The 14,499-nt window shown below is 65.9% G+C and carries 14 protein-coding genes; 4 read left to right on the forward strand and 10 right to left on the reverse strand.

Translation table 11 applies throughout. The features are described from left to right. Positions 1-26 precede the first annotated feature (26 nt). On the forward strand, positions 27-1,403 hold the full coding sequence (locus tag RAD15_RS25710; protein ID WP_458181041.1) for a SagB/ThcOx family dehydrogenase: 1,377 nt from the start codon (positions 27-29) through the stop codon (positions 1,401-1,403). Between the two features lie 58 nt (positions 1,404-1,461). On the opposite strand, the gene RAD15_RS25715 is transcribed toward RAD15_RS25710, so the two are convergent. From RAD15_RS25715 to pncA, 10 genes are all read right to left on the reverse strand, one after another. After that, positions 1,462-2,322, reverse strand: coding sequence for an ABC transporter permease (locus tag RAD15_RS25715; RefSeq protein ID WP_458180987.1), 861 nt, complete (start codon positions 2,320-2,322; stop codon positions 1,462-1,464). After that, the gene (locus RAD15_RS25720; protein WP_458180988.1) at positions 2,319-3,248 is read right to left on the reverse strand and encodes an ABC transporter permease; all 930 of its coding nucleotides are present in this window, start codon (positions 3,246-3,248) and stop codon (positions 2,319-2,321) included. The genes RAD15_RS25715 and RAD15_RS25720 overlap by 4 nt, the downstream gene beginning before the upstream one ends. Then, on the reverse strand, positions 3,248-4,240 hold the full coding sequence (locus tag RAD15_RS25725) for an ABC transporter ATP-binding protein (RefSeq protein ID WP_458180989.1): 993 nt from the start codon (positions 4,238-4,240) through the stop codon (positions 3,248-3,250). The genes RAD15_RS25720 and RAD15_RS25725 overlap by 1 nt, the downstream gene beginning before the upstream one ends. Next, on the reverse strand, positions 4,237-5,220 hold the full coding sequence (locus RAD15_RS25730) for an ABC transporter ATP-binding protein (protein WP_458180990.1): 984 nt from the start codon (positions 5,218-5,220) through the stop codon (positions 4,237-4,239). Before RAD15_RS25730 ends, RAD15_RS25725 begins: the two co-directional genes overlap by 4 nt. A 3-nt stretch (positions 5,221-5,223) precedes the next feature. Beyond that, the gene (locus tag RAD15_RS25735; RefSeq protein ID WP_458180991.1) at positions 5,224-6,861 is read right to left on the reverse strand and encodes an ABC transporter substrate-binding protein; all 1,638 of its coding nucleotides are present in this window, start codon (positions 6,859-6,861) and stop codon (positions 5,224-5,226) included. A 30-nt stretch (positions 6,862-6,891) separates the two neighbouring features. Next, entirely contained in the window at positions 6,892-7,707 is an 816-nt protein-coding gene (locus tag RAD15_RS25740) for a sugar phosphate isomerase/epimerase family protein (protein ID WP_458180992.1), read from the reverse strand. Positions 7,708-8,159: 452 nt separating this feature from the next. Continuing rightward, complete coding sequence (locus tag RAD15_RS25745) at positions 8,160-8,543, reverse strand: GrlR family regulatory protein (RefSeq protein ID WP_458180993.1); 384 nt, start codon at positions 8,541-8,543, stop codon at positions 8,160-8,162. 38 nt (positions 8,544-8,581) lie between these two features. Then, entirely contained in the window at positions 8,582-10,615 is a 2,034-nt protein-coding gene (locus tag RAD15_RS25750) for an NAD(+) synthase (RefSeq protein ID WP_458180994.1), read from the reverse strand. Positions 10,616-10,753: 138 nt separating this feature from the next. Continuing rightward, positions 10,754-11,869, reverse strand: coding sequence for an alpha/beta fold hydrolase (locus tag RAD15_RS25755; RefSeq protein ID WP_458180995.1), 1,116 nt, complete (start codon positions 11,867-11,869; stop codon positions 10,754-10,756). A 16-nt stretch (positions 11,870-11,885) separates the two neighbouring features. Continuing rightward, positions 11,886-12,524: a bifunctional nicotinamidase/pyrazinamidase gene (gene pncA / locus RAD15_RS25760; protein WP_458180996.1), complete on the reverse strand. Its 639-nt coding sequence runs from the start codon at positions 12,522-12,524 to the stop codon at positions 11,886-11,888. Between the two features lie 259 nt (positions 12,525-12,783). Between pncA and glk the strand changes: the two genes are divergently transcribed. The 3 genes from glk (at position 12,784) to RAD15_RS25775 (ending at position 14,396) form a co-directional block, all read left to right on the forward strand. Further along, a complete protein-coding gene (gene glk, locus RAD15_RS25765) occupies positions 12,784-13,755 on the forward strand; it encodes a glucokinase (protein ID WP_458180997.1) in 972 nt (323 codons plus the stop codon). A 138-nt stretch (positions 13,756-13,893) separates the two neighbouring features. Further along, on the forward strand, positions 13,894-14,097 hold the full coding sequence (locus RAD15_RS25770) for a hypothetical protein (protein WP_458180998.1): 204 nt from the start codon (positions 13,894-13,896) through the stop codon (positions 14,095-14,097). Positions 14,098-14,240: 143 nt separating this feature from the next. Then, positions 14,241-14,396 (forward strand): hypothetical protein, encoded by a 156-nt coding sequence (locus RAD15_RS25775; RefSeq protein WP_458180999.1) that lies wholly within the window; start codon positions 14,241-14,243, stop codon positions 14,394-14,396. Positions 14,397-14,499: the final 103 nt, after the last annotated feature.

Genomic DNA, 14,499 nt, shown 5'->3' on the forward strand with positions numbered 1-14,499 from the left:
GATTGAGCCAACGCTTCTCCCTCCAGATGCAGCCGGACGGAAACATCGCCGTCTCTCTGGGCGACTATTCCGTCAACCTCGGACAATTCAGCGAGGCCGCGCTGGACCGCGCGCGACATCTGAGCACCGGTCTTCCGCTCGCTTCGTTTGCAGGCAAGAGCATCCTCGCCAGGGAAATCGACGCCCTGGTGCATCGCCTGGCCCGGCAGGGGCTCCTGGAATACCGCCTCTCCTCCTCGCGTGACGCGCGGGACCTCGTGGTCATCGAGCCTCAAGTCCCCGACTACTGGCCGCGACGCGCGAAGCTGGGCAGCCGTGATACCGTTGTGTTGTCGCGCTTTGCCTATCTGCGCCGGCGCGGCAATGAGATGGTGCTGGAATCCCCACGCGCCGGCGCGCTGTTCCGGATTGGCGATCCCGCCATCGCCGCCACCCTTGCTGCGCTGTCGCAGCCTCAGAAGATCGGCAAGCTGAACCGGAAGGCACTCTCCTTCAACCTCCTTCTGCTCGAGCTGTTGGTGGAAAGCCAGATTCTGCTCAAGCTCGCTGCGAAAGGCGGCGACGGCTTGCGAGTGAATGAAGGCGACGGCAATCTCGTTCTCTGGGATTTCCATGATCTGGTATTTCACACGCGGAGCACGGAGGGCCGGCAAGCCAATCCGGTCGGTGCCGCTTTCACCTACGCGAGCGTCGTTCCGCCGCCGCCCGCGGTGCGTCCGCCCTGGCCCGGCAGCAAGATCGACCTGCGCAAATTCTCCTCCTCGGAGCCGAACTCTCTCCTTCCGAAGCTGTTGCGCGAACGCCATTCAACACGGGATTTCGACGACAAGCACCCGGTCACGCTCGGCGAACTCGCGCAGTTTCTCGACACCGCCGCGCGCGTTCTGTCCGAATGGAAGAGCGAACCGTATTTTGACGGCGGTCCCGAAGTCACCTACAGCACGAGGCCCTATCCGTCGGCGGGCAGCGCATACGAGCTGGAATTGTACCTGGCGGTCTCGAACTGCGAAGGGCTCGCGCGCGGCCTCTACCACTACGACGCAGGGGGGCACGCGCTGGTCGCGATCAGCGCCTCCGCCCAACAACTTCAGGCTCTCTCGGCGGCGGCTCAGTTCGCCATGGACGCGCCTGGTCAGCCGCAAATTCTGATCACGATCGCAGCGCGCTTTGGGCGGGTCTCCTGGAAATACAGCTCAATCGCATATTCGTTGATCCTGAAGGATGTCGGCAGCCTGATTCAGACGTTCTATCTGGCAGCGACCGATATGGGCCTTGGTGGCTGCGCCATCGGGACGACCGACATCGATCTGTTCGCGAAAATGACGGAGCTGGAACTGCATATAGAGGGTCCGGTCGGTCAATTCGCGCTCGGGCGCGGCAAGAAGCTGGAGGTCCAAGACTAGGCCAAGGCTAGAAGCGGCTGTCCGACGGCAAATCGGCGCACGGCTCAAGCCAGTCGCGCTATTGCAGCGTCGGATCCAATCGGTCGCGCAGCCAGTCGCCGATCACCGAGACCGCCAGCGTCGTCACCACGATGGTCGTCGCCGGCGCCAGCATGATCCAGGGCGCCCGGGTCAGGTACTCGCGGCCGTAGCCGACCATGTTGCCGAGGCTGGTCATCGGCGGCTGCACGCCGAGGCCGAGGAAAGACAGGCCCGACTCCATCAGGATCACCTCGGGGAAAACCAGCGTGGTCGAGACGATCAGGGTCGAGGCGATGTTGGGCAGGATGTGCCGGAGGTAAATCCGCGATGGCGTCGCGCCTAGCTGGCGGACGGCCGCCGCATAGCCCTGCGCATTGGCGGAGATGGCCAGGCCTCTGGCGATGCGGGCATAGCGCTCCCAGCCGAACAGGCCCATCAGGCCGACCAGCAGCGGCAGCGAGTTGCCGAAGAAGGCGAGCACGGCGAGCGCCATGATCAGGAAGGGCATGCTGGCCTGGAAGTCGGTCAGCATCAGCACGAGCTGCTCGACGACCCCGCGGAAATGCGCGGCGAGGAAGCCAAGCGTGGTGCCGACGATCGCCGAGATCGCGGTCGCGCCGAAGGCGATCAGGAGCGAGATGCGGATCGAGACGAGCAGCCGCGACAGCACGTCGCGGCCGAGCTCGTCGGTGCCGAGCCAATGCGCGACATGGCCGGGCGCGGCGAGCCGGTTACGCAAATCGAGCTGGGTATAGCCGTAGGGCGCGATCTTCTCGGCGAAGGCTGCAATCACCAGCATTGCGACGATCCAGGCGATCGCCAATGCGACCGAGACCGGGATTGCCGGCAGGCCGATGCGGCGGCGAACGCCTGTATCCTTCAATGTCGCGTCGGTCATGCGTGCGCCCCTTTGGCGCGCAGCCGCGGATCGAGGAGGCCGTAGAGGAAGTCGACGACCAAGTTCGAGGTCACCATGGTCATCGCGACCAGCAGGAGGATGCACTGCACGACGGCGAGGTCGCGGTTGGCGACGGCAACGACGAGCAGGCGCCCTACTCCCGGCCAGGCAAACACGCTCTCGACCACGACCGCGCCGGCGATCAGCGTGCCGACCATGAAGCCGAGGATGGTGACGGTCGGGATCGCCGCATTCGGCAATGCATGCGACGTCACCACCTTGCGCCACGGCACGCCCTTGGCCGAGGCGGCGCGGATATAGGGCTGGCCCAGCACCTCCAGCATGGCGCTGCGGGTGAAGCGCGCCAGCACGGCCGCTCCGCCAAGGCTCAGCGTCGCAATGGGAAGGATCGCGTGACGCCAACTGTCCTGCCCGCCCGAGGGCAGCCAGCCGAGCTGCACGGCGAACACCAGCACGAGCAGCAGCGCGAGGACGAAGCTCGGGACTGTGAAGCCCGCGACCGCCGTCATCATCACGGCGCGGTCGATTGCCGAGCCCCGATGCAGCGCGGCGTAGATGCCGGCGGGAATGCCGAGCACGACCTTGAAGAAGAAGGCCGGCAGCGTCAGCGCCAGCGTCGCCGGGATGCGCTCCAGCACGAGCTCGATCGCAGGCCGCCCGTCACGCATGGAGCGGCCGAGCTCGCCCTTGGCGATGGCGCTGAAATAGTCGAGATACTGAAACCAGATGGGGTCATCGAGGCCCCAGGCCTTGCGGAACGCCGCGAGCACCTCCGGCGGCGCTTCCGGTCCGAGGATCATCAGGGCGGGATCGCCTGACAGACGCAGCACGACGAAGGCGAAGGTGACGACGAGCACGATCGTCAGCGCCGCGCGTGCGATCCGGATGACGAAATAGCGTCCCATCACGCGGCGTCCCGCGTCTCGGCCTGCGGCCCGGTCACGAGATGACAGGCGACCTGCCTGCTACCGCCGACAGCGGAGAGCGACGGCACCTCGCTCGCGCAGCGCGCGATGGCGCGCGGGCAGCGCGGATGGAAGGCGCAGCCTTTCGGCCGCGCCGCCGGGTTCGGCGGATCGCCCGCCAGCACGATGCGGCCCGCGCTGCGGCGGCCCGGCGCGGGCGACGCCGAGACCAGCGCCTGCGTATACGGGTGCTCCGGACGCGCAAAGAGATCGTCGGCGCTGCCGATCTCGACGATGCGTCCGAGATACATCACCGCGACGACATTGCTGATCTGCCTGACGACGCGCAGATCGTGGCTGATGAACAGCAGCGTCAGCGAGAGCTGCGCCTGGAGATCGCAAAGCAGGTTCACCACCTGTGCCTGGATCGAGACGTCGAGCGCGCTGACCGGCTCGTCGCAGACCAGGAAATCCGGTTTAGTCGCCAGCGCCCTTGCCAGCACGATGCGCTGGCGCTGGCCGCCCGAGAGCGCGCCGGGATAGCGTGCGCCATGCGCCGGGGTCAGCTCGACCGCACGCAGCAATTCGCGGACCCGGTCCTCGCGCTCCGCGGGCGTGCCGAGGCCGTGAATGTCGAGGGGCTCGCGGATTTGCGCGGCGACGGGCAAGCGCCGGTCCAGCGCGCCCAGCGGGTCCTGGAAGATCATCTGCATGCGCGCGCGTTGTGCGCGCCACGCGGCCGTCCCGGGTGCCGCCATCGGCTTGCCGTCGAACCGCACCTCGCCGTGATCCGGCGGCTCGAGGCCGAGCACGATGCGGCCGGTGGTCGACTTGCCCGAGCCGGACTCGCCGACGAGGCCGAGCGTTTGCCCCTTGGGAACCGTGAGCGACACGCCGTCGACGGCATGAACGGCGGTAGCGCGGCCGAACATGCCGGAGCGCATGGAATAGCTGCGCGAGATCGCGGACACCTCGACGAGCGGCGCGCTCATTCGGCGGCGATCCCGAGCAGCGCGCGGCGCGAAGCCTCGGCGCGGATGCAGGCGACGACACGATCGTTCGCGATCGGCGCCAGGGTCGGCGCGGCAACGCCGCACGCCTCGGTTGCCAGGGTGCAGCGCGGCGCGAACGCGCATCCATCAGGCATGTCGGCGGGATCGGGCACCGTCCCGGGAATGGCGGTGAGCCGCCGCCGCGGCCCGTCGAGCGGCGGCAATGCGCCGATCAGGCCCTGCGCATAGGGATGCACGGGATCGGCGAAGAGCTGGTTGGCGGGGGCCTGTTCGACGATGCGGCCGGCATACATCACCGCGACGCGGTCGCAGTTTTCCGCGACGACGCCAAGGTCGTGGCTGATCAGGACCATCGCCATGTTCATCTCACGGCGGATGGTGGAGAGCAGCTCCAGGATCTGCGCCTGGATGGTGGCATCGAGCGCGGTGGTCGGCTCGTCCGCGATCAGCAGGTCCGGATTTCCGGCGAGCGCCATCGCGATCATGATGCGCTGGACCTGACCGCCGGAGAATTCATGCGGATGGGCCTGGAGCCGCCGCGCGGCATCGGGAATGCCGACGAGATCGAGCAGCCGCCGCGCTTCCGCTGTCACCGCCTCGCCCCGGAGATCGCGATGCAGCGCCAGCGCTTCGCAGAGCTGCCTGCGGATGGTCAGCACCGGATTGAGCGCGCTCGCCGGATCCTGGAAGATCATGGCGACGCGCCCGCCCCGCACCTTGTCGAGCTCGGAAGCAGGCGCGCCGAGAATCTCGCGTCCGTCGAGCCGCACCGAGCCGGAGACCTTGGCATGCCGCGGCAGCAGGCCCAGCGCGGCAAGCCAGGTCACCGACTTGCCCGATCCGGACTCGCCGACGAGACCGAGGGCCTCGCCCTTGCCGAGAGCGAGATCGACACCGCGCAGGACCGGCACGCCGCTGAAGGCGACGCTCAGACCTGCAATGCTGACCAGCGACGTCACGGCCTACGCCTCGAAATTGCCGGCGCGGAAATCCATCGCGAACGCCGGCGATGCCTTCCACTTGATCGACTTCGGCTTGGCCGTGAAGGTCGCGTTCTGGTGCAGCACCGTATAGGCGGGATCCTCGCGCTCGGCGATCTCAAGCATGCGGCGGAACGCCTTCTTGCGCGCCGCGCGGTCGGTCGAGGTCTCCAGGAATTCCGAGAGCGTGTTCAGCTCGGTGTTGGTCCACTCGCCGATCTGCTGCTGCTGGCCGTTCGGTCCGTGCTGGGCCACCAGCGAGGACACGGGATCGTTGAAGGCGGCCGAGTTCGACCAGTCGCGCACGGCGCGGGTCGGCGCGCGTTCCATGATCTGCGACCAGTTCTCCTTGGTCTCGATCTGGACGTTGAGCCCGACCGACTTCCACATCTCGACCAGCACCTGCGCGGTCGCGACCTGGTTGGTGTAGTAATTGTTGAGCAGGCGATACGGAATCGGATCGCCCTTGTAATTGGCCTGCTTCAACAGATCCTGCGCCAGCTTGGGATCATAGGCGGGCACGCTCCAGTCGGCGTTGAACATGTCGCCGTAGAATTCCCACTGCAGCCCCTTCGGCACGCGGGTGCGGCCGGCCCACAGGCTGTCGACGATGGCCTGGCGGTCGATCGCGTGGGTGAAGGCGCGCCTGACAAGCGGATTGGCGAGCTGGGCGTGGTTCTTGTCGAACACGGTCAGGCGGTGGTTGAGGATGGTGCCACCCTGTACTTCGAACGCAGCATTCTTCTCGATGCCGGCGATCTGGTCCGGCGGGATGTCGCAGGCGAACTGGTATTCGCCCGAGAGCAGCCCGTTGATGCGGCTCGCGACTTCAGGGACTTCGAGGAAGCGGATGCGCTTGAGCGGCGGACGGCCGCCCCAATATTCGTCGTGCGCTTCGAGCGTCAGCGACACGTCGGGCTTGAGCTCGACGACCTTGTAGGGGCCGGTCGTGACGGGCTTGCGCGCCCAGTCGAGATAGCTCGCAGATTCGTCCCAGGCGCGGCGGTTCATGATGTCGGAGCCGTAGCGCGACAGCCGGCCCTCGATCGTGACGTCGGGCGTGGCGTTGTAGAAGCGCACCGTGTACTTGTCGACGGCATCGACGCGGACGAGGTCCGGCCAGATCCGGCGCGCAACGGCCGGCACGTCGGGCGGCAGTTCCTTGCCCGGGCGCGGCGTCGGGATCTTCTCAAAGGCCTGGATCGTCGAGCGGCTCTTGGCCTCGGTCTCGCCGAACATGCGCTCGCGGCTGAAGGTGAAGACGACGTCTTCGGCCGTGAGCTCGTCGCCATTGTGGAACTTGACGCCCTGGCGCAGCTTCACCTCGACGGTCTGGTCGTCGATGCGGCGCCATTCGGTGGCAAGGCCCGGCACGGCCTCGAGGCTGCCGCGCCAGTTCTTGGAGATCAGCCCTTCCCAGATCGAGGAGAAGAACACGCGCTCGCCGACATTGGACTGCTCGCGCAGCACGTCGAGCACGTTGGCGTTGGTGACCTTCTGCACGGCGATCGTCACCGAGGGACGATTGTCGCCCTGCGCGATCGCAAAGCGCGGCAGAAGAAGCGTGCCGGCAGCGGCGCCACCGGACTTCAGGATGGTGCGACGGGTGAATTTGCTCATGACGATAAGTCCTGCCCTTTGTGAGGTCGGTTATTCCGCGAGCCCAAGCGCGGCGAGATGCGCGGCGCCGGCGCGGACGTCGTCGTGGTTGCGGAGTTCGAGGATCAGCCGCGGATTGGACGTCAGCCGGCCGAGCGCGCGGAACACGGCGACCCAGGGGATGTTGCCCTCGCCCGGCGCCCAGTGCCGGTCGGCGAAACCGTCGGTGTCCTGGAGGTGCACATGCGCCAACATGTCGCCGGCGGTCTCGACATAGAAATCGACCGGCGGCGCGCCGGTGGAGACGTGCGCGTAATTGGCGTGCCCAGTGTCGAGGGAGACGCGAACCTTGGCACTTTCCAGCGCCTTGGCGAGGCGCACGCGGTCGCGCGGATCCTTGTCCTCGATGTTCTCGATAACGATCTCGCAGCCGATGGTTTCTGCGCGCGCAATGACCTCGGCGAGCGTCGACCTGACGCGCTCGACCAGATTGCCGCGGTTGTCAGGATAGAGATCGAGATTGTTGTGGTCCCAGGTCGTGAACGGCGAATGGATCACCATCTGCGTCGCGCCGAGGAATTCGGCGGCTTCGAGGCCCTGAAGCAGGCGCTTCGTCACGGCCTGACGGATCATCGGATCGTGGCTGTCGATCTTGAAGCCCCAGAACGGGCCGTGAATGCCGAGCCGGCCGGTATGGCCTGAGAGCATCTGCTTGATCTCGCCGGCCGCGCTGCGCCAGTCGCCGTCGAGCAGATCCGCACGAAAGAAGTCCTGGATTTCGAGATCGCGCTGCCGTTCGAGAAGCCAGTCGCGATGCGCGGGGATCGACTTGATGGACAATGCGGCGCCCAACACCGGCTTCGACATGGCTTGCTCCCTTGGCCGTCAGCGATGACGGGAGCAGCGCTAGACCAGTTCAATGACAGGCCGGTGAAACGTTGGTTCCGCAGCGCCGGGAGATGTGGACATCCTGCTGGCCGCGCGTCGCGGATACAGGCAGCAGCGATCGCACGCTGATGCCGAATGAGCACATGGCAAGCGGTATTCGTGTCCGTAGTGACCCGGAATGGAATCCTATTCTGATGTCGCGTACATCGCGGGACATCGATCGGCGGCCACTTCCACGGGCATCACCCTCTGATCGCGCACCATGGGGTTGGGGGACCGTATGGGGCGGGGGATTGAAGGCTGGGGCAAGGTGACGAGGTCCGGACTCCTAGGCACTCCGGACCTCGCGCTTTCCAACAGCGCGAGCGGCGCCAGCATCTCGCAGGGCTGATATCGGCCCACAGCCCGATCACCCCAAGCGACACCTCAGTTCACATCGCATCCTTCAGCGTCAGCCGCGCCGTGAAGGTCACGCTGGTCTTGCCGACCAGCGCCATGCCTTCGACTTCCGCACCGCCGGAAAAATACGCGCCGGAAAAGCCGCAGGTGACCTCCCTGCCGCCGAATGCGAGCGTCTTGCCGACCGCCTCGGTGTGCTGGTTGACGATCATGTCGCCACGCCACTTGCCGTTCCGGAAGGTGTAGCTGCCGGTGTAGTAGAAATAGCTGTCGCCGCCCATGATGCGTCCGTCGCAGAGCACGACCACGCCCCTCGCCTGGCCGCGCTTGCCGTCGCGCATCTCGATGTCGAAGATGTAGAGGCCGTTGGTGACCCTGGCCTCCTCACCCGTTTCCGCTCCATCCCCGGCCGACACCAGATCATCTCCCCAACAATATCGATCCGCCGCTCCAATCAGTTCGGCACTTTGCGTTCGAGATCCTCGAGCCACGCCGCCGCGCTCGAATCTGACGGCGCGCGCCAATCGCCGCGCGGCGACAAGGAACCGCCGGCCGAGACCTTGGGCCCATTCGGCATCGCCGAGCGTTTGAACTGGCTGAAGGCGAAGAAGCGTCGCAGGAACACCTCCAGCCAGCGCCGGATCTCGGGCAGGTCGTAGGCCTTGCGCCGGTCGTTCGGGAATGCCGGCGGCCATTCGCCCTTGGCGACGTCCTTCCAGGCCTGCAGCGCCATGAAGGCGATCTTGGACGGCCGCATGCCGAAGCGCAGCGTGTAGAACAGGTTGAAATCCTGCAGCTCATAGGGCCCGACCGAGGCTTCCGTGCTCTGCGGCTTTTCGCCGGGCTTGACCGGAACCAGCTCGGGCGAGATTTCGGCCGACAGGATCGAGGCAAGCGTGCGGTTGACGTCGTCGCTGAACTGCTTCGATGCGATCACCCAGCGGATCAGATGCTGGATCAGCGTCTTCGGCACGCCGGCATTGACGTTGTAATGCGCCATCTGGTCACCGACGCCATAGGTGCACCAGCCGAGCGCAAGCTCGGAGAGATCGCCGGTTCCGATGACGATGCCGCCATGATGGTTGGCGAGCCGGAACAGATAGTCCGTGCGCAGGCCCGCCTGCACGTTCTCGAAGGTGACGTCGTAGACCTGCTCGCCCTTGCCAAAGGGATGGCCGATGTCCTTCAGCATCTGCGTCGCCGTGGTGCGGATGTCGAGTTCCTGCCAATTGGTCTGCAAGGACTTCATCAGCGCTAGCGCATTGGTCTTGCTCTCGCTGCCGGTGGCAAAGCCCGGCATCGTATAGGCAAGGATATTTTCACGCGGCAGTCCGAGCAGGTCGACCGCCTTGGCGGCGACGATCAGCGCGTGCGTGGAATCGAGCCCGCCGGAGACACCGATCACGACGCGCTTGGTGCCTGTGGCGCGCATGCGCTGGACGAGGCCGGCGACCTGGATGTTGTAGGCCTCGTAGCAATCCTGCTCGAGCAGGCTCTCGTCGCTCGGCACGAACGGAAAGCGTTCGACCTTGCGCAGGAATCCGATATCGGCGGCTGGCACGTTCAGCGCGAATGTCACCTTGCGGAAAAAGGCCTCGCGCTGCCGGCGGTTGTCGTCGAACGTGCCCATCATGGCACGTTCCTGCCTGAGCAAATCGAGATCGACATCGGCGAGCGTGATCTGGCCGCCCTGGCGGAACCGCTCGCCCTCGGCCAGCAGCACGCCGTTCTCGTAGATCGAGGTCTGGCCGTCCCAGGCGAGATCGGTGGTCGATTCCCCTGCACCGGCGGCGGAATAGACGTAAGCCGCGAGGCAGCGCGCCGAGGTCGATTGGCACAGCAGCGCGCGCGAGCGCGCCCGGCCGATCGTGATCGGGCTGCCCGAGAGGTTGATCAGCACGCTCGCGCCCGCGAGCGCGAGCTCGGATGCCGGCGTCACCGGGATCCACATGTCCTCGCAGATCTCGACGCCGATGGTGAGGCCCGGAACGTCCTCGGCCGCGAACAGCAGATCGACGCCGAACGGCGCATGCAGCCCGCCGAAGGCGATCGTCTCGCCGGCGATACCGGCGCCGGAGGCGAAATGCCGCCCTTCATAGAATTCGCGGTAGGTCGGCAGGTAGCTCTTCGGCACCACGCCGAGCACGTTGCCGCGATGAATCACGACGGCGCAATTGTAGATGCGATGGCCAAAGCGCAGCGGCGCGCCTACGATCAGGACCGTCATCAAAGCAGCGGAGGCCTCGACGATGGCCGCGAGCCCGCGCTCGACCGCATCGAGCAGCGGATCCTGCTTGACCAGGTCTTCGATCGCATAGCCGGACAGGCACAGCTCGGGAAACACCGCGACCGCCACCGACTGTTCGTGGCAGGCATTGGCCGCCGCCAGGACGGCCTTTGCGTTGGCCGAGGGATCCGCCACGTGGGAGGTGGTGACGCAGGCCGCCACGCGCGCAAATCCGTGGGCGTAGATCGAGTGAAAACTCATCGAGCGCAGTACCTTTGATCTCTTTGCGGCCGCAGCCGTCAGCTCCGGACCCTATGTAACCCATCGACCGGGTCCCGTGCAGGCCGTCCGCCATCATGCATAACGGATTTGCATGTTCGCCCGGCGGCCCGGCGAAGGTCAGGCGCTGCGGGCCAGCACGCCGGACAGATCGCTGCGGAGCCACGCGGCGATCCGCGGCCAGGCATGCGCGTGGGTCCGCGCGCCCATGAACAGGCCGAGATGGTTGCTTGGCTCGGAGGCCGCCGCAATGAAGGCCGGCGGCGTGCCGACGAGGCCGGCGGTGGCGAGCGCCTGCACGGCCGGCACGACATCGTCGTCCAGCCCGGCCAGCAGGAAGATCGGTGCCTTGACGTCCTTCAGATCGACTGCGCGGCCGAGCGCGACGAAATCGCCGCCGGCGATCTGGTTCTCCCGGAATATCCGGTTGATGATTTCGAGATAATACGTGCCCGGCAGATTCAGCGTCTCCGTGTTCCAGCGGTCGAAGCGCGCCAGCAATGCGGCGCCCTCCTCGTCCGAGAGATCCTTCTGCAAGGCCACTGCGATGTCGTCGCGGCTTGGCGCCTTGGACCAGAAGCGCAGCATCTCCTCGCCGCTGACATTGCCGCCGCCGCGCGCGACGAGCTGATCGTAGACCATCCCGGGCGCGGTGCGGGCGAGCTGCGACAACGCGGAATCGATCGAGAGGTCGACGGGCGCACCTGTTAGCACCAGCCGCCGCACCTTGGCGGGAAAGCGCGCCGCATAGAGCAGCGACAGCCATCCGCCCTGGCAAAGACCCACGAGGTCGACCGGCGCGCCAATCTCGTCGACGGCGACGTTGAGATCGGCCAGATAGCTGTCGATCGAGAGATAGCGCATGTCAGGCCCGGCCGATCGCCAGTCGGTGAGATAAACCCGATCGATGCCGCCGGCTTGCAGGGACTGCACCACGCTGTGGCCAGGCGCGAAGTCGGCGATCAGGGCCCGATGCAGCGCATAGGGCGCGCAGACCAGCGCTGGCTGTCCAGACCGGGTCTGCGCGCAATCGCGCAGGCGCATGGTGGCCAGTTCGAGCGCCACATTGTTTGGCGTCGTCCAGGGCAGATCGCCCTGATCCTGTTCCGGCGGAACCCGCTCCAGCCACCAGAAGCAGCTGTCCATGGCGAGGCGCGCCGCCGTAAACGGCCACAACAACGGGTCGTCCGGGACGGGTCCCTGTGCACCGCTCTGTTTGCCGGGCTTCTCCACCATGGCTATCTCAAATGCCTCACAGGAACGCCTCCAGGCTGACCACCGAAATGCCATGCGCCCGAAAACTCCGATGGGTCGCGGCCACGGAGCCGTCGAGATCGATGCCGCGGCAGGCATCCTCGACGACGGCGACCTCGAACCCCGCCTTGCGGGCATCCTCCGCCGAGAAGCGGACACAGAAATCGAGCGCGAGGCCGGCGACGAACACGGTGTTCAGCTTGCGTTCGCGCAAATAGCCAAGCAGGCCCGTCGGCGTCGTCTTGTCGTTCTCGAACAGCGCCGAATAGGAATCGATTCCGCGGCGAAATCCCTTGCGCACGACGAGGCCCGCCCGGGTGGCGTCGAGATCGCGATGGAATTCAGCGCCCGCCGTCCCCTGCACGCAATGTGCCGGCCAGAGCACCTGGGTGCCGTAATCGAGCTCGATGGTCTGGAACGGCTGTTTGCCCGCGTGGTTCGGCGCGAACGAGACGTGGTCGCGCGGGTGCCAGTCCTGGGTCAGCACCACATTGGCGAATTTTTGGGCGATGCGGTTGATGGCGGGGACGACCTTCTCGCCGCCGGGAACGGCGAGCGCCCCGCCGGTGCAGAAATCATTCTGCACGTCGATCACCAGCAGCACGTCGCGATCGGAAATCTTCATCGCGGGTCTCATTCCCATCTGCCCGGTGCGACGGCGCCAGGCACGCTTCCATAGTGTCGGTCTTCCCGCGCTGCTTCGCAACCGCTGGCCCGCGCGGAGGCTTGCGCGAATTGGTCACGGGAAGATTCCCGGAATGCAACGGTTTGACGTTGTCCGTGTTGACTAGGCGCACCCAAGGGCGGATTCTCGTGCTGGCCACGACAGGCGGTTCGGGGCGAAGGAGCGGAGGACAGCGTTGGCGCCACCGGGAAGGCGGCGGCAACCCCAAGCCATGAATATCGGCAAGACAGGACAGATTCTTCTCGCCGATATCGGCGGCACCAATGCGCGCTTCGCGCTGAGCGGCGGCAATCAGACCGGACCGATCGACTATGTGAAGGTCGCCGACTTCCCGACCGTCCGGGAAGCCATTGTCGATGTGCTCGCGCGCCGGTCCGGCGGCGGGCAGCCCCAAAGAGCCGTGCTGGCCGTGGCGGGTCCCGTCACCAACAATCGCTGCGTCATGACCAACAGCCCGTGGGTCATCGACGGCAACGAGCTTCAACCCGCCCTCGGCTTCGACAGTGTCCACGTACTCAATGATTTCGAGGTGGTCGCCTGGTCCCTGCCCGCCCTGGAGCCTGCCGATCTGATCCCGCTCGGCGGACAGGATGGCCTGCCCGGAGAGCCGCTGCTGGTGGTCGGGCCCGGAACCGGCTTTGGCGTCTCCTGTCTGGTCGAGCGCCATGGCGCCCGGCTTGCGGTCGTCACCGAAGCGGGACACGCGACCCTTCCGGCAGAGAACGAGCGCGAGGAACGGGTGATCGCCTGCATGCGCCGGCGCCTCGGCCACGTCTCCATCGAGCGCGGCGCACTGTCTGGTTCGGGGCTGCAGACCCTCTACGAGGCCCTGGCCGAGGTTGACGGCGCGCAGGTGCCGCACCGGGACGCTGCTGCCATCACCAAGGCGGCACTGGAGAACATTTGTCCCATCAGCCGCGAGACGCTGGACATGTTTTGCGCCACTCTTGGCTCGGTCTCCGGCAATCTCGCGGTGACTTTCGGCGCGCGTGGCGGCGTCTATATCGCCGGCGGAATCGCACCGCGTTTTCCGGAGTTCCTTGCAGCCTCCGCATTCCGGGCGCGCTTCGAAGCCAAGGGACGCTTCCAGGATTACCTGCGCAACATCCCGACCAGGCTGGTCACGAAACCCGATGCGAGCTTTCTCGGCCTGAAGATGTTTGCCGACCACAGCCAATCCTGAGGTCGCGCTCAGCGGCAGTTCCAGTCATGCACAGCTGATTGCATCGCACACGCGGTTCCGCGCGCAATGGTGCTTGCGTGCGTGTTTCCAATGAGAAACAATCCTGCCGTGTGTGTGGCGTAGTTGCGGGGGCGTGACATGCGTAAGCAGGATTTGGGTTTCGACTATCACCGCTATCACCGCCTCCTGACCGAGGCGGACGATGAGGACAAGCGGCTGGCTCTGATCGAGCTCTTGATCGAGGAAAGGGCGCGGGACCGGCTGGCCGCCCAGCGCGCTTCGGACCGCGCCGCCATGACCGCCCACACCATCGCCACGGTGCTGAAGAACGGTCGCAACTGAGACTTGCGAGTGTGGTACTGCGCAACGCGAACGCAGTACCGATGACGATTCCGTTAACGATCCCTCGAAAGCCCGCGTCAAACTTTTTACTCTAGGAGTTCCCTCACCTGATCCAATTCAGGGGCAACACAGGGGGAATGAACATGAGCATGATTTCGCTCGCCGCGATGCCGGCCGCTGTCGAAACGCGTTTTGCCAATTCTTCGTTCAAGACAATTTTGCTGTTCTGCTGCACGGGCCTCGTCGCCTCGTTCGGTCTGATGGCGCGCGGCATCGATCTCGGTGCCGGCCTGATGTGAGATTGCGACAAGCTGTTTCGTGAAATGGCCGCCCCAGACGGGCGGCCATTTTCGTTGACGATCCCAGTGCGGCGTTTCGCCGTCACTCAGTGCGGCCGTTTGC

This window comes from Bradyrhizobium sp. 14AA (assembly GCF_054185205.1).

Coding starts and splice junctions, on each gene's coding strand:
- RAD15_RS25725 (WP_458180989.1), bottom strand. CDS start 4,240: ATGAGCGCGCCGCTCGTCGAGGTGTCCGCGATCTCGCGCAGCTATTCC.
- glk (WP_458180997.1), top strand. CDS start 12,784: ATGAATATCGGCAAGACAGGACAGATTCTTCTCGCCGATATCGGCGGC.
- RAD15_RS25720 (WP_458180988.1), bottom strand. CDS start 3,248: ATGGGACGCTATTTCGTCATCCGGATCGCACGCGCGGCGCTGACGATC.
- RAD15_RS25740 (WP_458180992.1), bottom strand. CDS start 7,707: ATGTCGAAGCCGGTGTTGGGCGCCGCATTGTCCATCAAGTCGATCCCC.
- RAD15_RS25710 (WP_458181041.1), top strand. CDS start 27: ATGCAGCCGGACGGAAACATCGCCGTCTCTCTGGGCGACTATTCCGTC.
- RAD15_RS25770 (WP_458180998.1), top strand. CDS start 13,894: ATGCGTAAGCAGGATTTGGGTTTCGACTATCACCGCTATCACCGCCTC.
- RAD15_RS25750 (WP_458180994.1), bottom strand. CDS start 10,615: ATGAGTTTTCACTCGATCTACGCCCACGGATTTGCGCGCGTGGCGGCC.
- RAD15_RS25775 (WP_458180999.1), top strand. CDS start 14,241: ATGAGCATGATTTCGCTCGCCGCGATGCCGGCCGCTGTCGAAACGCGT.
- RAD15_RS25755 (WP_458180995.1), bottom strand. CDS start 11,869: ATGGTGGAGAAGCCCGGCAAACAGAGCGGTGCACAGGGACCCGTCCCG.
- RAD15_RS25715 (WP_458180987.1), bottom strand. CDS start 2,322: ATGACCGACGCGACATTGAAGGATACAGGCGTTCGCCGCCGCATCGGC.
- RAD15_RS25735 (WP_458180991.1), bottom strand. CDS start 6,861: ATGAGCAAATTCACCCGTCGCACCATCCTGAAGTCCGGTGGCGCCGCT.
- pncA (WP_458180996.1), bottom strand. CDS start 12,524: ATGAGACCCGCGATGAAGATTTCCGATCGCGACGTGCTGCTGGTGATC.